Origin of the sequence: Vibrio sp. G-C-1, from assembly GCF_021728015.1 — a bacterium.
GTDB classification, from domain to species: Bacteria; Pseudomonadota; Gammaproteobacteria; order Enterobacterales; family Vibrionaceae; genus Vibrio; species Vibrio splendidus.
The window spans coordinates 1-18,947 of sequence record NZ_JAKKCR010000017.1 but is presented as its reverse complement, the minus strand read 5'-3'; the positions used below and the strand labels follow the sequence as shown (position 1 = coordinate 18,947).

23 protein-coding genes and 5 pseudogenes are annotated in these 18,947 nt (G+C 41.7%); 6 read left to right on the top strand and 22 right to left on the bottom strand.

From position 1 onward, the window contains the following. Positions 1-86: 86 nt before the first annotated feature. From L3V36_RS20710 to L3V36_RS20660, 11 genes and pseudogenes are all read right to left on the bottom strand, one after another. On the bottom strand, positions 87-518 hold the full coding sequence (locus L3V36_RS20710) for a hypothetical protein (RefSeq protein WP_029405769.1): 432 nt from the start codon (positions 516-518) through the stop codon (positions 87-89). 47 nt (positions 519-565) lie between these two features. Then, the gene (locus L3V36_RS20705; protein WP_102497939.1) at positions 566-988 is read right to left on the bottom strand and encodes a hypothetical protein; all 423 of its coding nucleotides are present in this window, start codon (positions 986-988) and stop codon (positions 566-568) included. A gap of 206 nt (positions 989-1,194) precedes the next feature. Then, entirely contained in the window at positions 1,195-1,677 is a 483-nt protein-coding gene (locus L3V36_RS20700; protein WP_208775509.1) for an ATP-binding protein, read from the bottom strand. Between the two features lie 113 nt (positions 1,678-1,790). Continuing rightward, positions 1,791-2,336, bottom strand: a complete 546-nt coding sequence (locus tag L3V36_RS20695; protein WP_208775512.1) for a GNAT family N-acetyltransferase — start codon at positions 2,334-2,336, stop codon at positions 1,791-1,793. After that, positions 2,333-2,530 carry a hypothetical protein gene (locus L3V36_RS20690; RefSeq protein ID WP_004733825.1) on the bottom strand — a complete coding sequence of 66 codons (198 nt, stop codon included), beginning with the start codon at positions 2,528-2,530 and terminating at the stop codon, positions 2,333-2,335. The genes L3V36_RS20695 and L3V36_RS20690 overlap by 4 nt, the downstream gene beginning before the upstream one ends. 64 nt (positions 2,531-2,594) lie before the next feature. Beyond that, a pseudogene (locus L3V36_RS20685) lies at positions 2,595-2,705 on the bottom strand (GNAT family N-acetyltransferase); the annotation flags it as partial. A gap of 22 nt (positions 2,706-2,727) precedes the next feature. Then, positions 2,728-3,147, bottom strand: coding sequence for an NUDIX domain-containing protein (locus L3V36_RS20680; RefSeq protein ID WP_208775514.1), 420 nt, complete (start codon positions 3,145-3,147; stop codon positions 2,728-2,730). A 120-nt stretch (positions 3,148-3,267) separates the two neighbouring features. After that, a complete protein-coding gene (locus L3V36_RS20675) occupies positions 3,268-3,684 on the bottom strand; it encodes a GFA family protein (protein WP_017093759.1) in 417 nt (138 codons plus the stop codon). Between the two features lie 146 nt (positions 3,685-3,830). After that, entirely contained in the window at positions 3,831-4,652 is an 822-nt protein-coding gene (locus tag L3V36_RS20670; protein WP_208775516.1) for an NAD(P)-dependent oxidoreductase, read from the bottom strand. A 144-nt stretch (positions 4,653-4,796) separates the two neighbouring features. After that, positions 4,797-5,174 carry a hypothetical protein gene (locus L3V36_RS20665; RefSeq protein WP_017074924.1) on the bottom strand — a complete coding sequence of 126 codons (378 nt, stop codon included), beginning with the start codon at positions 5,172-5,174 and terminating at the stop codon, positions 4,797-4,799. Between the two features lie 108 nt (positions 5,175-5,282). Then, positions 5,283-5,693, bottom strand: a complete 411-nt coding sequence (locus L3V36_RS20660) for a hypothetical protein (protein ID WP_017077817.1) — start codon at positions 5,691-5,693, stop codon at positions 5,283-5,285. 151 nt (positions 5,694-5,844) lie between these two features. Between L3V36_RS20660 and L3V36_RS20655 the strand changes: the two are divergent. Then, positions 5,845-6,476 (top strand): annotated as a pseudogene (locus L3V36_RS20655) (IS110 family transposase). Positions 6,477-7,146: 670 nt separating this feature from the next. Continuing rightward, positions 7,147-7,287: pseudogene (locus L3V36_RS20650) on the top strand (IS110 family transposase); the annotation flags it as partial. Positions 7,288-7,322: 35 nt separating this feature from the next. On the opposite strand, the gene L3V36_RS20645 reads toward L3V36_RS20650, so the two are convergent. The 3 genes from L3V36_RS20645 to L3V36_RS20635 all read right to left on the bottom strand — a co-directional run bounded on the left by L3V36_RS20645 (position 7,323) and on the right by L3V36_RS20635 (position 8,747). Beyond that, positions 7,323-7,853, bottom strand: coding sequence for a HEPN domain-containing protein (locus tag L3V36_RS20645; protein WP_102556399.1), 531 nt, complete (start codon positions 7,851-7,853; stop codon positions 7,323-7,325). 114 nt (positions 7,854-7,967) lie between these two features. Further along, entirely contained in the window at positions 7,968-8,201 is a 234-nt protein-coding gene (locus L3V36_RS20640; RefSeq protein WP_054543309.1) for a hypothetical protein, read from the bottom strand. Between the two features lie 162 nt (positions 8,202-8,363). Continuing rightward, the gene (locus L3V36_RS20635) at positions 8,364-8,747 is read right to left on the bottom strand and encodes a nuclear transport factor 2 family protein (RefSeq protein ID WP_059019760.1); all 384 of its coding nucleotides are present in this window, start codon (positions 8,745-8,747) and stop codon (positions 8,364-8,366) included. Positions 8,748-8,901: 154 nt separating this feature from the next. Here L3V36_RS20635 and L3V36_RS20630 point away from each other — a divergent pair. Further along, a pseudogene (locus L3V36_RS20630) lies at positions 8,902-9,042 on the top strand (IS110 family transposase); the annotation flags it as partial. A gap of 5 nt (positions 9,043-9,047) precedes the next feature. Next, a pseudogene (locus L3V36_RS20625) lies at positions 9,048-9,246 on the top strand (IS110 family transposase); the annotation flags it as partial. A gap of 27 nt (positions 9,247-9,273) precedes the next feature. Here L3V36_RS20625 and L3V36_RS20620 read toward each other — a convergent pair. From L3V36_RS20620 to artP, 8 genes are all read right to left on the bottom strand, one after another. Further along, positions 9,274-9,651, bottom strand: coding sequence for a hypothetical protein (locus L3V36_RS20620; protein ID WP_050648999.1), 378 nt, complete (start codon positions 9,649-9,651; stop codon positions 9,274-9,276). Between the two features lie 162 nt (positions 9,652-9,813). Continuing rightward, entirely contained in the window at positions 9,814-10,344 is a 531-nt protein-coding gene (locus L3V36_RS20610; protein WP_208775519.1) for a hypothetical protein, read from the bottom strand. A 218-nt stretch (positions 10,345-10,562) separates the two neighbouring features. After that, positions 10,563-11,765 (bottom strand): DUF3800 domain-containing protein, encoded by a 1,203-nt coding sequence (locus L3V36_RS20605; RefSeq protein WP_208775521.1) that lies wholly within the window; start codon positions 11,763-11,765, stop codon positions 10,563-10,565. A gap of 133 nt (positions 11,766-11,898) precedes the next feature. Then, a complete protein-coding gene (locus L3V36_RS20600) occupies positions 11,899-12,402 on the bottom strand; it encodes a DUF4236 domain-containing protein (RefSeq protein ID WP_208775522.1) in 504 nt (167 codons plus the stop codon). A 337-nt stretch (positions 12,403-12,739) separates the two neighbouring features. Then, on the bottom strand, positions 12,740-13,408 hold the full coding sequence (gene artM / locus L3V36_RS20595; protein ID WP_208775524.1) for an arginine ABC transporter permease ArtM: 669 nt from the start codon (positions 13,406-13,408) through the stop codon (positions 12,740-12,742). Then, complete coding sequence (gene artQ, locus L3V36_RS20590) at positions 13,405-14,091, bottom strand: arginine ABC transporter permease ArtQ (RefSeq protein WP_017083621.1); 687 nt, start codon at positions 14,089-14,091, stop codon at positions 13,405-13,407. The genes artM and artQ overlap by 4 nt, the downstream gene beginning before the upstream one ends. 3 nt (positions 14,092-14,094) lie before the next feature. After that, a complete protein-coding gene (locus tag L3V36_RS20585; protein WP_017093753.1) occupies positions 14,095-14,826 on the bottom strand; it encodes a lysine/arginine/ornithine ABC transporter substrate-binding protein in 732 nt (243 codons plus the stop codon). 122 nt (positions 14,827-14,948) lie between these two features. Next, on the bottom strand, positions 14,949-15,677 hold the full coding sequence (gene artP, locus L3V36_RS20580; RefSeq protein WP_004733840.1) for an arginine ABC transporter ATP-binding protein ArtP: 729 nt from the start codon (positions 15,675-15,677) through the stop codon (positions 14,949-14,951). Positions 15,678-16,239: 562 nt separating this feature from the next. Between artP and L3V36_RS20575 the strand changes: the two genes are divergently transcribed. Together L3V36_RS20575 and L3V36_RS20570 are read left to right on the top strand one after the other, a co-directional pair. Then, complete coding sequence (locus L3V36_RS20575) at positions 16,240-18,063, top strand: ABC transporter ATP-binding protein/permease (protein ID WP_102448332.1); 1,824 nt, start codon at positions 16,240-16,242, stop codon at positions 18,061-18,063. 242 nt (positions 18,064-18,305) lie between these two features. Then, on the top strand, positions 18,306-18,770 hold the full coding sequence (locus L3V36_RS20570; RefSeq protein WP_016786146.1) for an acyl-CoA thioesterase: 465 nt from the start codon (positions 18,306-18,308) through the stop codon (positions 18,768-18,770). Positions 18,771-18,947: the final 177 nt, after the last annotated feature.

The window sequence follows — 18,947 nt, the reverse complement described above, 5'->3', positions numbered from 1 at the left end:
GTTGGCATATTAAAGTGCAGCTCACTTAAAGCATAGAGCCTTAACAATTAGTCCAACTCAAAACGAAAAGTGCCAAGCCTCGTAAATCACTTTTGAGTTATCTGTTCGTTAGCGGTTTTCAACGCCAGCTTTAAACCGTCCGTATCCTTACAACCAATGTAAACATGCTTTCCATTGTTTAGGCTTAACTTCAGCGCTGAACCTATCGATGCATTATACAACCAACCATCGCTCAGCATTCGGATACCAATACCTTGATACCACTTGCTTTGATAGAACGATGTCTCTGTAATGTCTGACACTTCTACATTCTTACGCCAAAAGCCAAAGCCGAAATACCAACTTAGTACATTGTCTTTGACCTCAATGGTCATAGAGAAAAAGAGCAAAGCAATTAAACCATTGATGGCGTGAGCGATTAATGTCCCAGGGTTATTATCCGAGGTAACGACAATGAAAGCACTTATCGCAACAAGGATGAGCAGCAATCCCTTGTTGAATTCCTTACTATAAAACACAGCGACAACTCCTATAGACAACGAACAACCCACTAACTAGCCAACAGTTATCTTACCGCAGCCTTTCTAAATAATCGTAGCAAGTAATGCAGGCATACACCCACAACCAAACCAAGTAGCATCGCCTTGATACTACCAACCCAAAGTATCAAGCCAGAATAACCTTGTCCCGGACCTAAGCCTTGTTTATTAATCACATCGATAAACATAAAACCGTTCCACAGCACATGTAGTGATGCAGTAAATCCATGCACACAAATTGCGACGGTTCCAAGTAACTTGTACCTGTTAATGACTAGTGCGCCACAAAAAATGACAACAAGCGCAAAGGTAAAAATCAGAGGGCCAGACAGTACTAAAGTGAGTGTGATTACTTCAACGTGGCTCTCTATGCCATAACTGTATGTACAAAATACCATTGTCATTGAAAACAAAAGCGAAATGAGTGCGAACCATACCGTTCTATTCATTGGGTTCCCTGCCTTAATAGTGGGTTTGGGACAAATTCGATAATCGACAGGAAGAACTAATTACCAAAAATACGGCATGAAAAATGCCCTTATTACACGACTATTCGATGGACGACTCAGACTTTCACAAACCCAATGTAACGTGAGACTTAGAAGATAAGCTAGATAACAAAAACACCACTCACCTGCGCTCCTGACTACATACCTTATTGAGCTTCCTGTTGAACCCAAATAACATTTTCGTTTGAAGTTGGAACCTCAAACCAAGACCAAAACAGATCTAACATTTCAGGTGTCATTTCATAAGACTTACCATCCAGTTCAGAGTTACGGCTGAATGCCCTCTCCTTACAAGTCTCAAACGGAACATCAAGATAGTGAACTTCGCTATCCACACCTAGGTTTGATGCCCAGCTTGTAAAAGAATCCCGATCAGACTCACGCCAAAAACCGAAGTCAAAAATCACCGGGACACCCAAGGAAAACAGCTGCATTGCAGAATCCTTGAATAACCCTTGTAACGTAGCCAGCCGGCGATCAAAAACTTCACGCTCCATATGCTCGCCATACAAAGGAATCATCCACTCATCGATCGAGAAACGAAAGGCGCCATGCTTTTCTGCAAGCGCTTTAGAGTAAGTCGTCTTACCAGAACCGATAAAGCCACACACGAAATAGATTTTAATCATGATGCCTCTTTAGCTCATAGGTAGAGTTGCCGTGTAAAAGCGCTGACACCAAGCTTAAGCACTAACATAAGCTTTAGGATGCCAAGTGTCATAATTCATTCTTAAAAGCGTTCTTACCCGGAACTTCTCGTGCATAGTGTCATCATTGTTTCAGACACAGACTGTCCTTCTATAAGATAACAATCTGGGACTTCTCCAATCACTTCGAAACCACATTTCAAATACAAATTTTTTGCAGGAAGATTCTTCGAGAGAACATTTAGATCTAACCAATCGATACTTGGGCTTTCGTTACAAAACTCAGTCACGCGCTTAATCAGTTCTACACCCAACCCTTGCTTTCTTAGACTTGAATCAACACCCATGCCGAGAAGCACACGATGAAACTTATACTCTTCACCGTAATGACGTAGGTCTATATGACCAAACACTCGTTCCTTAGAGTCTTTGATTACCCAGAGCTTTCTCCAGCCATGTTCAGCAAGGCTTGCCTCAAAACCATTTCGAAACTTGTCTTTAAATTGTTCCGAAACTACACAATTCTCTTTAGAGATCGGTTGGAAAAGTGGAGAGTTATCATCCGCATTCTCAAGAAGCTGTGCTCCTATGTATTCGAAAAAGGATTCTAAATCCGACAGAACGGCTTCCGATATTCTCATGTAATCTCCTTCTTGCGCATGATTCTTTCTTTTAGAAGTGTACCAATACTGCTAACGACAAACGTAAAAGCAAACGCCACAAGTGGCTGATAGAAATCAAACGCACCATCCGTCATAAAAAAGTACTGATGAATGGAAACACCAAAGCCAACCCCTAATGCCAGCTTCAAGTTCTTGAAAAGTCGTTGTTTCATGTTCATTCCCTCGCAGTAAAAATTTGGTGTATAGATATGAGCAGTGCCAACTAATTTGAACTTAATCCAATGAAAACTCTAGGTTTGGGCCGCCCCATTGATAATTCAATTTATCTGAATCGATCCAACAAATAAGTAGGCCATAGTCTTCCTTTTCAAATGATCTAAGTCCCATATCTCCCTCTTAGGTTATAGCGCTAAGAGGTTATAGCGCTAAGTTCGTTGCTGATGGTCACGCAACGCGTTTTTAATTTTTTCATTGCTACGTAAGTTATTGGAGTGCACTTTTCTGGCAATTCGTCGAGGTTGAACCAACGCAACTCTCGACACAAGTTAGGTTCTGCGTTCTCTATTTTGCCAACCCAATCAAAACATAGGTAAAAGTAATGACGAATCTGCAAACTAGGGTCAACCAATTCAGCCGCTAAATTCAATTCTTTAGTGCTAACCGAAGTTTCCTCCAAAGCTTCGCGTTCTGCTGCGTCTAGAGGAGATTCACCGTCCTCTATGCGCCCAGAAGGAAAGCCCCAATACTGGTCAAACGCTTCAGTATTTTGGCGGAAGGCGAGCAATAACTGATTTCTAGAGACAAAGACAAGTTGAACTACATTTTTCATTTATATGAATCTTCCTTTGGAAAACAATACTCACGTTGAGGGGGCTACAAACGCTTGCAATACTGTAAGCTAAACCGGCAAGCATTAAAGTCTCCCTTAAACCGGTTGCTATGCCTATAGTTATACCTTGTCTGCAAAGTAGGCCATGATTTCTTCGGTGGTCATTTCCTTAGTTTCATTGGAAAAGCAATAGTAACCAGGTCGCATGTCACTAAAATACTGCATGTCCATTTCCAACCCTTCTAAATTTGGAAACAAGCCCACTGGCATATTGTACTCGCCTGTTTCTTTGAATTTACAAAATAGGTGGGTTCCACATTCTCTGCAGAAACCTCGTGAAGCCCAAGAAGAAGATTTGTACATCTTTACTTTATCTTCACCTTCCAGTTTCACTTGAGTACCACATTTCAAAGCAAAGAACGGAGCACCACCCCAAGTTCGACATGACTGACAATGGCAAACTGTAAACTTAGGATCGATGTTTTCAGCCTTGATTTTTACCACACCACAAAGACAACTAGCCTCAGAATATGACATTGAAATAGCTCCTAAATTGATGAAAAATATAACGTCCAGTTAAGTAATGATCAACGCAGACCACCCAACCTAACCCATTGCACCGTAAACACGACCCCGACTTGAACTGAAAATGCCAAGTGTTGGGAATCGGCCCTAAACGCTTGTTATGTGTAATTTTCTATGTACTTCCTTAAGGACTCTTTCGGTTCACACAAAGAGCTAATTGGAAGTTTAAGATTCAACTTTTCAATTTCCACTGCCGAAGAGCCATGGTATTTCTCAAAGTCACTCCAACTGCTCTTGTAAACATGCTTTACAATTTGAAAGTCTAGTAACAACTGGGAGAACAATTCAGGACTATATCCCACCGTCTCAGCAATAAAGTGCTGTATAGCAGGATGTTTACCTTGAACCAATGCCAAATAAAATCTAGCGATGTCATTAACATGGATATATTGGTTATAACCTTGAGATGGTATCGCTACTTGAAGAGTTTGGTCAGATAAGGAATCTACGATTCGCTTTAGCTGACAGTTTTCTCCGCCATAAACCAAACTAGGACAGTAAACAACATGCCACTTCTTTTTGATAGAGCAACCGATTGTAACTGTGTCCGGTTTTACCGCATCTAGAGGCTTAAGCCTAAACTCTTTGAGGTCATTGTGAGAAGCATGACCAAATAGCCAAACACCCGATGTGTGGATTTTTGTCGCTCCTTCAGCAGCTAATCTATCCAACTGCGTTAGTAGCTTGGACTCTATATCCGCTATTTCCTCCGGCGAAAATTCTGACCAATGTGGGCGAGCACAATTTATAACGATATCAAAGTAACCAGAAAAATCTGATGGCACTTTCGTAAGCTTGCGAGCAGGAGGTAAAACACCGCTAGTCCTGCTGTAGATCGAAACTTCAAAACCACTTTCGACAAACATCTTAGTCACGTGGCTACCAATATACCCATTGGCTCCTGCTATAAGTACTTTCATTCTTTCCCTGAACTATACGAATGACATGGATTCGCCCTACCGGGGAGGATCTGCCACACTTATGTGGTGCTTAATTGTGCCGTAATCCCTAAAGCCGATTTAAACCTTAAATACCAAGCGTTGCGAATCTACTTAAATGGTTTGTTATAAATTTGAGTATGGATTCATCCATGCCTTAGGAAATTTAGAGAACAACGTATAACTAATTGCTTCACGTAAACTAAACTTACCTAAAAGGCACATTACTAAAGAAAAAACACTCGCGACACATACAACACCAGCATACACCGACAATACTAGCACTAAGATCTGTGAACCTAGAAATTGATAAACACCATACTCTGAACCATCTAATTGGCTTAACGGTAAATTAAGATCAACGCCAAACCAACCTGTTAACAGCATGCTTGATTTAATACAGATGAAGATGCCCAAAATTACACCAAAAAAGCCAACATAAGACGTGATTTTTTGATATTTCATCGGTAATCGATACTGTGCTTTGAACGCTTTAATAACCATTACACCGCCTCATTTATAACGCTAAGCTAAGCGAAAAAATACGGTTGGCTAAAATGTGCGAGGCACCAGCGAGAGCTAACTGTAATCTTTCCGTTTTTGAGTGACTTGTTAGATTTTTGAACAGTCAGCCGTTTCTACATTAGCTTCCGTGATGTATTTACTATCTTTATCGTAGTAACGGTAAGAAATATCGATAGCATTATCTATAAAATATTCCATCCCTGGCGAAGTACAAACAAAACCGGTTACTTGCTTAGTAATTATTTCTTGGACTTTTTCAGTATCGAAATCATCCACGCTGTAATTTATCAAGGTGTATTTATACACCAACTTATTTTCAAGTGCATACGAACTATCAATTCGGGTCTCACTATCAACCATTTGTGGTGCAATTTTGTTAATTGCGTTAACTGAAGTTTTTAACACATCAGCTATTGTCGTTTCTTCGTTCTGAACCGGTGTAGACTGGCAACCAGCGACCATTACTAAACCAATAGTTGATAACAATAATTTTTTCATATAATTCTCGATAAAAAATATAACGAATGATATGGACTCCTTCTACCTGACACTCTGTGTGGCATACTTATTTAGTACACGCTTAAGAACTAGAAGTTACTATATCCACCATTCGAACTATTGACGGGACCTCGCCAAGAATGCGTTTAGTATTCACATCATTGATGCATATGGCAAGTGCATCCTACGAAAAACTGTTAAAAGAAACAAAATCTTAGACACATTCGCTAAGTTACCTCCCTGCCTCATTGGCATCGAGACTTGCTCTGGTGCACACCTCTGAGCTAGAGAACTGCTTCAAGATCTATCGAACAAGATTTAATACCTTAACCTAGAAATACTGCACTATGATCGCAGAGTCTCTGCTTTAGTCCGTGAGATGGCATCAGCCAAAACCCTCATGGATATTCCAGGTGTCGGTGAACACAGTGCAAGCGCCATTGTCGCAACGGTCAATGACGCCAAACAATTTGGCTCCAGCCGCCAATTCGCAGCTTGGATAGGGTTGGTTCCAAGACAATACTCAACAGGTGGTCATGTTCATCTTGGCCGCATCAGCAAAAGAGGCGAAAACACATTCGCACTCTACTTATTCATGGCGCAAGAACCGTTATTGCACGATGTAAAGAGAAAACCGATCGCAACAGTATTTGGTTAAATCAACTCGTTGAACGACGAGGTTATAAACGAGCAACTGTCGCACTAGCAGCAAAGAACGCTCGTATAATATGGGCATTATTAACAACGGGAAAAGAGTACAAGATTAACTATGTAAATGGTTAACACTCACCGAGTCAAAGCAATAGCAAATGATGACAATATGACCAGACCGAGATGCCTAAACCTGTTTAATTGGGAAGTAATAAATACTGTTTAACGAATGAGGCCGGCATCAAGCGAATATCATCAAGTTGACGGAACGAATCCGATTAAACACCGAATGTAGAGCTGCTGTCCGATCCACTGTTGTCAGCGGGAGCTATTGTTGACAAAAGAGGGAGTCCATGTAGCCTAATTAAGTTGCACGTAATTTTGACATATAATTTTGCGAAGCAAAAATGCCAAGCGTTAAAGTGTCTGGTTTAGCTCCTTGTTATAGCGTAATTAGAAAACCACCGTGTGCTAGTGGTTTACCAACGATTTATTCGCTTGTGATATACCTTAACAGTAGCTGAAGTTATTGAAATGAAACCAAAAAGAAATACTGCAAACCAACGGTAATTTAGGTATTTAGTAATTGCGGCTATGGCATCATGAGGAGCGGACGAATTCCAAGCCATCATAAAACTAACAACACTTGCTACAAATAAAATGCAGCTAAGTGCGATACCCATTTTGATTTTCCAGTCGAATACGGAGTACATAATGTCCCTTATGTTATAACGAATGACATGGATTCTCCCTCCCAAGGATTTGCAACACTTATGTGGTACTTAAATACTTCGGAGGCACCATGTCTGATTATTCTTATTTCTGCGGTATCGAAATAGCTAGAAACCACTTTAGTCTTCATGCCGTAGACCAAAATGGTAAGGTCATACTTCATAAGTCGGTAACTCGAACTAAACTACTGACTACAATAGAAAAGCTGCCACGCGTTGCGAATCACTCTTAAACAGATTGTTAGAATTATTTAGCAATACTGACTTTGTCCATTGCTCTAACTAAACCTTTAATAAAGCGAATTGCTTTAACCAGATCTTCTCTTTTTACAAGGTGAGCTTGCTGTTGATTTGTATTGGCTTGATGTGCAGCATCACCACGCATAGATACAAACTGATCGAGTACTTTCTTTGCTTGCGATGGGTGATAGTTATCCCACTTCCAACTTTCCGTAACATCGATATCAAAATATGCTTTAAATAGTTGCTTAGTCTTTGCGGTGTTCGGATTGAAGAAACGCTTCAAGTCTTCGTCTACTTTTCTCTGAACAAAATTCCCTAGTTGACTTCCCTTTACAGAGAATAGCCAAACATCAATTTCCTCATTAAACCGATTTTTGACGTAGGTTTCCCAAGCAGCGAGAGTAAGCACCAACCCTGCTCGCTTCAGCGATTCCGTATTGTAGGCTGATGAACCATTTTTTTCTTCGTCAAATCGTTCTAAGATCTCTTCAGCATCCTGTATTGAACGCTCAAATAACTCTCCGGATTTTGTCAAAACTTACTCCTAGCCTAATAATAATTCTAACGCTAAACTAACCCGCACGAAACCTTGGCATATACTTTTGCAAAGCAAAAATGCCAAGCGTGGAGTGTCGGGTTTAGTGTCTTGTTATGTGTTTGTCTTTGGGACTACATATTTGGCTAGTTTTATACCTTTACTAATTTCTGTCCCATAAGACTCATTTATATGTGCTGATTTTGCAATAGCCTTACTAGATGCACCAATATTTTTAATTTGCTCGGCATACCGAATACCAAACAGATGTATCATAGCAACAGAGTCCCCAGTTGGAGCATTGTTGTACATGTTTGATAAAGCTTCACCAAGTTCGTTTAGAGTCATTTTGATTCCCTTTCTCAGGCTACAATAGTATTCAAATGTTAGCGTAGTAGTCAATAAAACACATAACGCTAAGTTAATCCGCCACAACGCTGATGGCACTACAATTCGCGAAGCAAGAGTGCCATGCGTTTCAGGTTGGCTGAACGCCTTGTTATGTGACTATTAAAACATCGAGTTATTATTGGCTGACTCTTTCGGGACCACTTGAATTGAATCCCAATGCTCGACTATTTTTCCATTTGAATCGAAACGGAAAAAGTCCATCGTTACGTACTCTTCACCAGCAGGCCATGTTTGCCTTGTATGCAAAGCTACCTGATCACCTTCAGCAATAATTCTCAAAAACTCTATATCCTTTTTTGGATAGTCCCGAGACATTTCTTCAAAGTAATCTATAAAGCCCTGCTTACCATCAGCAACAACTGGGTTGTGCTGGATATAATCATCACCAACATACAACTCTACTGCTTTAGCTGGATCACCCATGTAAGCAGTTCTATAAAAAGCAATAGCATTATCTTTGTTTTGTCTAAGTTGATTCGTCATAGCAGCCTCATGAAGGGAAGTTTCACACTAACAATATGAGATATCGAGTGCTTTCGCCAGCGATGGATTAACGCTTGTCACATAACGAATGACATGGATTCCCCTCCCGAGGATCTGCCACACTTATGTGGTACTTAAATGCACCGGAGGCACCATATCTGATTATTCTTATTTCTGCGGTATCGACCTAACTAAAAACCACTTTAGTCTTCATGCCGTAGACCCAAATGGTAAGGTCATACTCACTCACAAGTCGGTAACCCGTTCTAAACTACTGACTACAATAGCAAATATGAATTCATTGGTGTCGCTCTAATAACACGCGAAAGTGGGCGCCACAAAGGTAAGCGCGTAATCCAAAGCGACTTATGCTCGACTTTGCGTTGCAGGGGAGCCTAAGAAAGTCGCAACAATCGCGTGGGTACGAAAGATGGTTGTAACCGTTAACTCTATGCTGAGAGATGGCGCCATGTGGGATGAAAACACAGCAAAAAACTAATCATTGACGCCATAGTCGTTTGTTATATCACTCCAATAGGTACATGGGAGAATCTATCATCAAAGACTCCACCACTTCGAATGCCGCATGTTTCTCAGAAAATGTAGCACCTTCAGACATTCCTCTTAGAATTATGTCTCTCTCATGAGCAGAAACAATCACCGTTGTGAAAATTGCCTCTAGAATAGCGCTTGAAAACTGATATCCACGAGATGTTTTGATGTATTCGAACTCGTATAGTTTAGCAAGCGTCAGAACTTCTTTTACCGCAGAGCCCAGTCTATTTTTCACGTCGAAGCCATTGATAATTGCATAGTCTTTCATTGTTAGTAACGCTGGGTCTTCTTTGTGATCTTGCACTACTACACCAAAATCATCCCAACTTATAAACTCTATTTTCTTCATAATATCTCTTACCTAAATCATGCTGCACTCAATGATATATCGCCCTGTTAAGGTGTGAGCAACGCAATCCAAAAGCCGCCGAATACCACCTTAAACACAAAACGCAACGCATAGCAAAAATGCCAAGCGTTGCGAATCACTCTTAAACAGATTGTTATGTTCTTATACTAACTTGATTGTCAAACCAGAATTAGGACCATTTGGTAAGCCTAATGCCGTATCTACACCGACATTAACTCTCAAGTCCTCTAGCAACTCCTTTTGAGCAATGACTTGTCCGATTTTTTCTTCAGATGCGCTACGAGCGTTAGTAACTTCCTTACCACGATAAACTTGAACCATTTTTCCTTCTTCAATCGCACGTGCGCATAACCCACGACAATAGAAGCGATTAAACTCACCTTCAGCTAATGTCTGCGGAGCCGTATAAGGGACTTTGGCTACAGTAAAACCACCTTTAGGCTTTTTCCTTTGATAGCTATCAACTAATAGTTGGTTTGATTCTATCTTACTTTCCAACCAAGCCTCATCATGCTCAGTAACGGCTTCAAGTAAAAGGTTATCCCATGTATCTTGCAGTCCCTGCTTCAAGAATTTGCTGTAGTAAACGCTCGCATTTTCAAAGTCTACGTTTACTTCGCCACGCATGTAATCACGAGTTGTTGTATCTAGATTTTCGAAGAAAATTGGCACAGTGCATTCCTCATTGTAATTAAGCACACTAATTACATGGGTATACATTTAATGCAAATAAAGGGGCAATTCTCAATATTTTACAAAACTAGATGCACATCACATATGTGCACAATGGAACATAACACCTACAATAAGGTGTACCCCACAAAACCAGTAAAGCGCACCGAACTTCATACCAAAACCGCCGAGTGTAACGCATCACCTTGATTGCCTTGTTAACTGGCTGTTTCCGTTACCCTTGGATTTGCTTTTGCTTTAGCCAAAAATGAAGGGATATTATTGGCAGCATTTAAACCACCGTCATGCTCCGTCCCAAGATCTTTAGGGTCAACATCAGGTGTTGGCCAAATTTTATTGTGTCCGATAAAACGATCCAAATCTAACTTATTAAGTTCTAGGAAGAAATAGTCTTCTGATTCTCCAACAGCAACACCTGCAGCCCAATAAGCAAAAGAACTTGCCACAATATCAGCAACTTGAATCTGTTTATGTTTTTGTGAATCTGCAAATTTCATTGATTTACCTTTTAGAGGTAATCCAAACTTGCGACGATCATATCCAAGTTCAACAGTTTCCTGAGTCCAATCCATAAATTGAGCAAACATTTCACGTTGTTTTTCGATGCTGTGAGAGTCATCGTGAATTAAATGGAAACCTTTAGGATATTGATTACCCCATTGGATACATTGTGCAAACAGAGCAGGGATTGATGGATCTAAAGCTGTTTTATCAATACCATCGAGTGCGCTATCAATATATTCTTTTGTTTCAATGATTTGGTCTATGTCAGATTTAAAGCCATCACTTGACGATGATGCTTTCACGGACTCAACGCAAGAATAGAAAGACTCTATAGATTCTTCCGTTTGCTCTTTAACCATATCCACAAACAGTTGATACATATTGTCCACTAACTCTTCATCGCAGAACGCTTGGAAGCAATAAAACAGCATATTTGATAGTGCAATATTTTGCCCATTAACATAAAGATCGACACCTTTTAGGTGGAGCATATGCTCAATGAGCAAATCTACAATTTTCGACGTAACCATAAAGCGTTTTGAGAACACATTCATTTTAATACTTTCAGTATTAATCGCAGGGTCACTTAGTAAACGGACGATTCCGTCTTGACCTGCTTTATTCCGTTTCAACCTCTTAAAATGAAGTTCATTTTCTGCACGAGAGCCAACTAAACCTAAAAGGCGCTCCGCCTCTTTCGTCGAAAGGTCGCAACTAGCTAGGGTAAATACCGGTTGATTTTTGTCTAATAAGTTTGAGCCAGTATTTCCTGATTCATCTAAGAAAATAGAAGGAATCACACTCTGCTTTTTACGTATTGCCTCGGTTTTTTGGTTAGCCGCTTTTTTCGCTTGAACTTTCTTTTGCGTTCTTTTTTGTTTGCTATTTCTGCTCATATTTACTCCTGCCAGTTAACGCCCTGTTGAGGTGTGAGCAACGCAATACCGATGCCGCAGCAGACCACCTTAATCACTTAAACCAACGCATACTAAAAATGCCACGCGTTGCGAATCACTCTTAAACAACTTGTTATGACTTAGGGCTTGATAGGTACTCTGAAGCAACCCAGCCTTTTATACCATTGCCTTCCACTAATGCCCAACTACTATTAGTTTTCAAGACCACAACCTCATCACCAGCTACTAATTGGTTGATAACCTTTGAGTTTAGGGTTGCCTCTGCACGCACACGTAAACTTTTGGCCTCTACCGTACTCACAGATACAGCAGGTTCCGAGGGAGAACTAAAAAAGTTCACCGCTAAGAAAAATGTAACGATAACGGCTAACACCTTACCGAAGAGGGAACCTCCATTTTCGGTTTGTGAGCTGCCCTCATTAAAACTGTTACTCTCGGATAAATTCTGACTATATGAAAGCCCAGAACCTGGAATTCCGACTGTTGCTTTCACACCCTTTTTACCAATATTTACGGTAGCACCTGACTTGCCGATAGAGGTACTAACACCGCTTTTGCTAAGATTGACATGAAGTCCTGGTGCAATTTTTATACGTTTACGAAATTTAAATCCCATGATTTTCCTAGACTACCTAACCAGAAATATTGTGTGAGTCATAACAGCTATTAGACCGAAAAATTCTGCATTTAAATACTGAATCATTCTATCTAGTTTCATATGTACATCAATTTACCACGATTAATCACAGCAATTCAGTGACTTAAAACATAGATAGACTCATTGAATGACAAAATACAGAATATTTCCATATAGTATGAATTGCGCAAAAACCCCTCTTACTGGATATAAACACAGCTCCCCATGAGCATGCCCCCAAACACAAAAAAGCCTGCCATCTATGTGAACATAAATGGCAGGCTTTATACGTTAGTTAAGCTTGTGAGTAGCTAGCTTATGCGGCTTCGAATGCGAGGGCTTTCTTTTCTACTTGGCGGAAGATCAGCGTTAGTATGCCGTTTACTGCTAAGTAGAATGCGCCGGCAATACCGAACACAGTGAGTGTGTCGTAGGTTTGGCCGTTGATACGCTGTGCGTAGCCCATCAAATCCATGATGGTGATGGTGCTTGCCAGTGACGTACCTTTGAAGACTAGAATCACTTCGTTCGAGTAAGCTGGAACGGCGCGACGTAGAGCGTATGGCAGTAACACTTTAAGCGTTGCTACTTTGTCCATGCCGAGTGCACGACATGCTTCCCACTGCTCTGCTGGAATCGCGTTGAATGCGCCTCTGAACAGTAGCGTGCTGTATGCGGCAGTGTTCAAAGCTAATGCTAACATTGCACAGAACCAAGGTTGGCTTAACCAAGTCCACATGAAGCTTTCACGAATCCAATCGAACTGACCTGGACCGTAATACACCAAGAAGATTTGAACCAATAATGGTGTGCCGGTGAACAGCGTGATGATGCCACGAGTGAACCAGTGAATCGCCGGTATTCTTAGGATTAGCGTTACCGTCATCAGCAGTGACAAGATACAACCAACAAGCAATGAAGCACCTGTGAGTTGCAGACTGGTCACTAAGCCTTCAAGCATTTGAGAGAGGTATTGTTGATTCATGCCATTGCCCCTTTGTTACCCAAACCTTGAATAGAGAACTTACCATCAATCACTTTTACCAATCTTTGTGTGATTAAAGTGATGACCAAGTAGATTGCTGCTGCTGTCGCGTACCAAGTAAATGCTTCGTGCGTTGCCGCTGATGTTAGTTGTGCTTGTTTCAGCAAATCCGTTACGCCAATCAGCGAGACTAATGCAGTGTCTTTTAGTAACACTAACCATTGGTTGGTTAACCCTGGTAGCGCGTGTCTTACCGCTTGAGGTAAAACTATACGAAAGAATGAACGTGATTGAGAGATACCAAGCGCGCTTGCTGCTTCTCTCTGCCCTTTGCTTACTGCTTTCAAAGCACCACGGATGGTTTGTGAAGCGTAAGAAGCAAAGATAAGTGACAGTGCAACAACACCAGATAAGAACGGGCTCACTTCTATGAAGTCGCCAGTGATCATAAACAGAACTTGTGTCGAACCAAAGTAGATAAACAGTACGACCAGAATTTCTGGTAAACCACGAACAATCGTCACAAATGCAGTCGTTGGCCATTTGATTGCAATACGACGAGACATCTCACCACTTGCAAACAAAACTGCTAGAACCAATCCAACCAATAGACTTACGAATGCAAGCTGAACAGTCATCCAGCTTGCTTCGACGAGCCCTAAAGAGTAACCCGTTAATTCCATAAATTACTTACCGAAGTACTTGTTGAAGATCTTGTCGTATTCGCCGTTTGCTTTTACTGCTGCAAGTGCAACGTTAAGCTGGTCTACAAGTTCTTGGTTGCTCTTGTTTACTGCGATACCAAAGCCGTTACCGAAGTACTCTTGGTTTGTTACTTGGTCGCCAACGTACGTTAGGTTGTCTTCTTTCTTGAACCATTCTGCTACAACGGCTGTGTCACCGAATACAGAATCGATACGACCGTTTTTCATGTCGATGAATGCATCTTGGTAGCTTGAGTAAGGTACCGCTGTTACGCCAGTCATTTGCTCAAGTAGGAAGCTCTGGTGAGTAGAACCGTTTTGAACACCAACACGCTTACCTTCTAGTGCTGCTTGGTCTGCTACTTTGCCTTCGAAAGAGATGAATGCTGCAGAGTTGTCGTAATATGCGTCAGAGAAGTTCACTTGTTTAAGACGCGCTTCTGTGATGTCCATTGCTGAGATAGCTGCATCGTAACGTTTGAATTTAAGTGCAGGGATTAAGCTATCGAATGCTTGGTTGTGGAAAGTACACGTTGCTTTCAGCTCTTCACAAAGTGCGTTTGCTAAGTCTACGTCAAAACCTTGAATTTGGTTGTTCTCATCCATGTATTCGAATGGTGCGTACGTTGCTTCCATTGCGAATTTGATTTCTTCTTGCGCCGCTGCGTTGAAAGAAGCAAGGCCGATAAGTGAAGCTAGTAGAATCTTTTTCATTTTGTTACTCCGAATACTGTTTGATAGCGGCCTGTGGCCATTCTTATAATTTGATTGTTTTGATCGATGTTGTGTTTAGCTAAATCTAGAGAGTTACGTGAATCTTATGCGTTAACTCAGATTTAATGAGTCAAATACTCGGCAAACTCAGGTGTCTGCGGATTAACGAATGAATCACTGGTGCCGTGTTCAACGATGTACCCTTTCTCTAGGTACAGAACGTGGCTAGCAATCTTCTTCGCGAAATCGACTTCGTGCGTTACGACCACTTGGGTAATGCCCGTTCCGCTCAATTCTTTAATAATGCTGACGACTTGGTTGGTGATCTCAGGATCAAGCGCCGCTGTTGGCTCATCAAACAACAACACATCCGGTTTCATCATCAGCGCACGTGCAATCGCAACACGCTGTTGTTGACCGCCAGACAGTTGAAGTGGCCAAGCGTCTGCTTTGTCGGCAAGTTGAAGTGTCTTTAGTACTTCTTGAGCTTGCTTAATCGCTTCTTGCTTATCCAAACCCGCAACTTTGGTTGGTGCTTCGATCAAGTTTTCCATCACCGTCATGTGTGGCCATAAGTTGTATTGCTGGAACACCATGCCGACTTTACGACGCAGTTTAAGCCCTTGCTTCTCTTGGATCTGACCAGCAAAGTCGAATTGCTCGTTAGCAATGTCTAATTCGCCGTTGTCCGCGATTTCTAGCAGGTTCAAAACTCGCAGTAGTGAACTCTTGCCTGCGCCGCTTGGGCCAAGCAATACCAAGGTTTCGCCACTCTCACAGTCGAAACTGATGTCGTGAAGAACTTGGGTATCACCGTATGATTTGTTGATGCTCTTTACTTGAATACTCATGCCACAATACTGCATTAATTGTCATTTGTTGGTTATTCTATTCAATCCGAGGTTTTATGCAAGAAAAATGTATAAAAAACTACTTTGTTGAATTTTTGTAACAAATATTGCACAAAAAACAGTCGCTATAACTGGTCTTACAACCAAAAATTGCAAGCCATTGATAAGGTTAGTATCGAGATAAAAAGCAAACGTTTTTCTATCAATTTATAAATCACAACTCGATTACTAGTTTATGAACGCACTCCCCTATTAACGCTAATCTACTTGCATAAAAATTAGGGTTAAGCCCCCTACTTCCCTATCGAACTGACTGGATCAAAATGCTTAGTTTTCCTTTAAGGTCGTTTTGAACTATGCACTTGGTGATGATGAAATATTGGAAATTGAGTTTCCTAAGGAGCGTCACAGCGCAATAAATGCTTTAATGGGTTCTATTCTCAACAACAATTACTTCCCAGCGAACAACGCGCAGTACAGGCAATAAGTCATAAACCATAAGCAATTAGCCATAAGTAACAAGCCATCTATTTTTAAAGCGACAACACATTAAGGCAGTCATATGCAAAACGATGTCTCTTCTACGCTCGACTCAACTCAGCGATCGACTCAAAAAGCGCCAGAACCCAAACCTGAGAAAAAAAGCCTCAGTATTCTGTTCGAGCTCAGCAAATTTATTCAGCCCTATAAAGGCCGTGTGATTGCTGCTTTGATCGCGTTGATCTTCACGGCGAGCTTAACCCTTTCAGTCGGTCATGGTATTCGTCTTCTCATCGACCAAGGTTTTAGCCAACAATCACTCTCAGATTTAGGCAGCGCAATTCAATTCATCATGGTCGTGGTCGTATTGATCTCGATTGGTACTTTCTTCCGCTTTTATTTGGTCTCTTCTGTTGGGGAACGCGTGAGTGCGGACATTCGCTTATCGGTTTTCAATCATGTCGTGACACTGCATCCGAGTTACTTCGAAACCAATGGCAGTGGCGACATCATGTCGCGCATTACTACGGATACCACTCTGCTTCAAAGCATCATTGGTTCATCGTTCTCTATGGCGATGCGCAGCGCGTTGATGTGTATTGGTGCGATCATCATGCTGTTTGCGACCAATATTAAGCTGACGTTGATTGTATTGGCCTCGGTGCCATTTATCTTGATTCCAATTCTTGTGTACGGGCGTCGTGTGAGAGCCTTGTCTCGTCAAAGCCAAGATTCGATGTCTGATGTCGGGTCTTATGCCGGTGAGGCGATTGAGCACATTAAAACCGTGCAAAGCTATAGCCGAGAAGCGCAAGAGAAAGCGTCATTTGCTGTTGAAGTGGAAAAGGCTTATGAGATTGGTCGCCAACGTGTAAAACAGCGCGCGATTCTTATCTCTGGTGTGATTGTTATCGTGTTCAGCGCAATATCAGGGATGCTGTGGGTTGGCGGCAGTGATGTCATCAACGGCACCATGTCGGCGGGTGACTTAGCGGCGTTTGTCTTCTATGCCATTATGGTCGCTTCGTCATTAGGTACCATTTCTGAAGTGATGGGTGAACTGCAACGCGCGGCAGGTGCGACCGAGCGATTAATCGAAATCCTACAAGTTGAAAGCCATATTGTCGCGCCAGTAGCGAACCCAACATCACTAGATAACGTGACACCAGAAGTCGCTTTTGACGCTGTGACCTTCTGTTACCCATCAAGACCGGATCAACCCGCAACAAGTAATCTCACGCTCACTGCTCATGAAGGCAAAGTGTTGGCATTGGTTGGCCCATCTGGTGCAGGTAAAACTACCCTGTTTGAACTGTTGCAACGTTTCTACGACCCGCAAGTGGGTAAAGTAACCTTAGGAGGTGTTGAGCTGAATCAGTTTGATCCTAACGAGCTAAGAAAGCAGATGGCATTGGTGCCACAACAACCTGCTCTGTTCAGTAACGATGTGTTCCACAACATTCGCTACGGAAACCCGAAAGCAACGGACGAACAAGTGATCGAAGCGGCTAAAAAAGCACATGCGCACGAGTTCATTCAGAACTTACCTGAGGGCTATCACAGCTTTCTTGGTGAACGTGGCGTGAGATTGTCTGGCGGGCAAAGACAACGTATTGCCATCGCTCGTGCCATCTTAAAAGATCCGAATATTCTGTTATTGGATGAAGCAACCAGCGCACTAGACAGCGAAAGTGAGCATCACGTTCAACAAGCTTTAGAAGAGTTAATGCGTGGTAGAACGACGATCATTATCGCCCATCGATTATCAACAATTAAACACGCCGACCAGATTGCGGTGCTCGATAAAGGACAGCTGGTAGACATCGGCGACCACCAGTCTCTCATCAATAGCTGCGAATTGTACCAACGCCTAGTTGAACTGCAATTCAAACACCTTAATGCGTAATCATTGAGTGAATGTGGGTAAGTCGTTTGTTTAGTGAGACACTAATCAATAAGTAACGGAAAGTTAAGTCACTGACATTGTGTGGTTTCAAGCTTCAAAAACTTAAATCACACGTGTTGCAGTTTTGTTAATTTAGCGGTAGGGTTTTTATTCCAATAACAACTTATCCCGATGAAGGATAAGCAGATAACATTAATTACCCAGATAACATTAACTACACAGATAACAATAAGAGAGTTCGCATGGAAGCACTATTATCTGACTACCCGGTAGTAACAGAAATCCCTGTCGCTTGGGGAGAAATGGACGCACTCAATCACGTTAACAACGCCGTATATTTTCGCTATTTCGAAACCGCTCGCTTAGATTTTTTCAAGCACGTTGAGCTGATGGAAGAGATGGCGATTACCAAAGTTGGCCCTGTCCTTGGTGACACTTACTGTAAGTATTTCCGCCCAGTCACGTATCCAGATACGTTGATGATTGGCTCTCGTGTCACCGATATTCAAGATGACCGATTCACCATGGAATACGCGATTGTCAGTAAAACTCAGCAGAAACTGACGACCATAGGCACCGCGACTATCGTGATGTTTGATTTTGCTTCAAACCAAAAAGCTCTGCTCTCGCTGCGCTTAACCAACGAAATTGAAAAGATGAACACGTTGAAAAGCCCATGCTTCAAACAAGAAGCCGTGACGGAATAACGTATTCGCTGATTCAAAATGCTCAGATACAAAAAGGCCACTCGATTGAGTTAATGCCGATCGTTTAAGAAGACTTGAACGATCTTGCAGTTAGCAGATAATCCCCATCAACAACGTTGATGGGGATTTTTTTATGCTTGAACAAGAATTAGCAATGGCACACGAGACCATTGAAGA

Excerpts from the sequence above, each read along its gene's own strand:
- L3V36_RS20700 (WP_208775509.1), bottom strand. The coding sequence starts at position 1,677 with ATGATTAAAATCTATTTCGTGTGTGGCTTTATCGGTTCTGGTAAGACG.
- L3V36_RS20600 (WP_208775522.1), bottom strand. The coding sequence starts at position 12,402 with ATGGGATTTAAATTTCGTAAACGTATAAAAATTGCACCAGGACTTCAT.
- artM (WP_208775524.1), bottom strand. The coding sequence starts at position 13,408 with ATGAATCAACAATACCTCTCTCAAATGCTTGAAGGCTTAGTGACCAGT.
- L3V36_RS20585 (WP_017093753.1), bottom strand. The coding sequence starts at position 14,826 with ATGAAAAAGATTCTACTAGCTTCACTTATCGGCCTTGCTTCTTTCAAC.
- L3V36_RS20570 (WP_016786146.1), top strand. The coding sequence starts at position 18,306 with ATGGAAGCACTATTATCTGACTACCCGGTAGTAACAGAAATCCCTGTC.
- L3V36_RS20660 (WP_017077817.1), bottom strand. The coding sequence starts at position 5,693 with ATGAAAAAATTATTGTTATCAACTATTGGTTTAGTAATGGTCGCTGGT.
- L3V36_RS20675 (WP_017093759.1), bottom strand. The coding sequence starts at position 3,684 with ATGTCATATTCTGAGGCTAGTTGTCTTTGTGGTGTGGTAAAAATCAAG.
- L3V36_RS20635 (WP_059019760.1), bottom strand. The coding sequence starts at position 8,747 with ATGACGAATCAACTTAGACAAAACAAAGATAATGCTATTGCTTTTTAT.
- L3V36_RS20640 (WP_054543309.1), bottom strand. The coding sequence starts at position 8,201 with ATGACTCTAAACGAACTTGGTGAAGCTTTATCAAACATGTACAACAAT.
- L3V36_RS20695 (WP_208775512.1), bottom strand. The coding sequence starts at position 2,336 with ATGAGAATATCGGAAGCCGTTCTGTCGGATTTAGAATCCTTTTTCGAA.
- L3V36_RS20680 (WP_208775514.1), bottom strand. The coding sequence starts at position 3,147 with ATGAAAAATGTAGTTCAACTTGTCTTTGTCTCTAGAAATCAGTTATTG.
- L3V36_RS20620 (WP_050648999.1), bottom strand. The coding sequence starts at position 9,651 with ATGAAGAAAATAGAGTTTATAAGTTGGGATGATTTTGGTGTAGTAGTG.
- L3V36_RS20690 (WP_004733825.1), bottom strand. The coding sequence starts at position 2,530 with ATGAAACAACGACTTTTCAAGAACTTGAAGCTGGCATTAGGGGTTGGC.
- L3V36_RS20605 (WP_208775521.1), bottom strand. The coding sequence starts at position 11,765 with ATGAGCAGAAATAGCAAACAAAAAAGAACGCAAAAGAAAGTTCAAGCG.
- L3V36_RS20670 (WP_208775516.1), bottom strand. The coding sequence starts at position 4,652 with ATGAAAGTACTTATAGCAGGAGCCAATGGGTATATTGGTAGCCACGTG.
- artP (WP_004733840.1), bottom strand. The coding sequence starts at position 15,677 with ATGAGTATTCAAGTAAAGAGCATCAACAAATCATACGGTGATACCCAA.
- L3V36_RS20705 (WP_102497939.1), bottom strand. The coding sequence starts at position 988 with ATGAATAGAACGGTATGGTTCGCACTCATTTCGCTTTTGTTTTCAATG.
- L3V36_RS20665 (WP_017074924.1), bottom strand. The coding sequence starts at position 5,174 with ATGGTTATTAAAGCGTTCAAAGCACAGTATCGATTACCGATGAAATAT.
- artQ (WP_017083621.1), bottom strand. The coding sequence starts at position 14,091 with ATGGAATTAACGGGTTACTCTTTAGGGCTCGTCGAAGCAAGCTGGATG.
- L3V36_RS20575 (WP_102448332.1), top strand. The coding sequence starts at position 16,240 with ATGCAAAACGATGTCTCTTCTACGCTCGACTCAACTCAGCGATCGACT.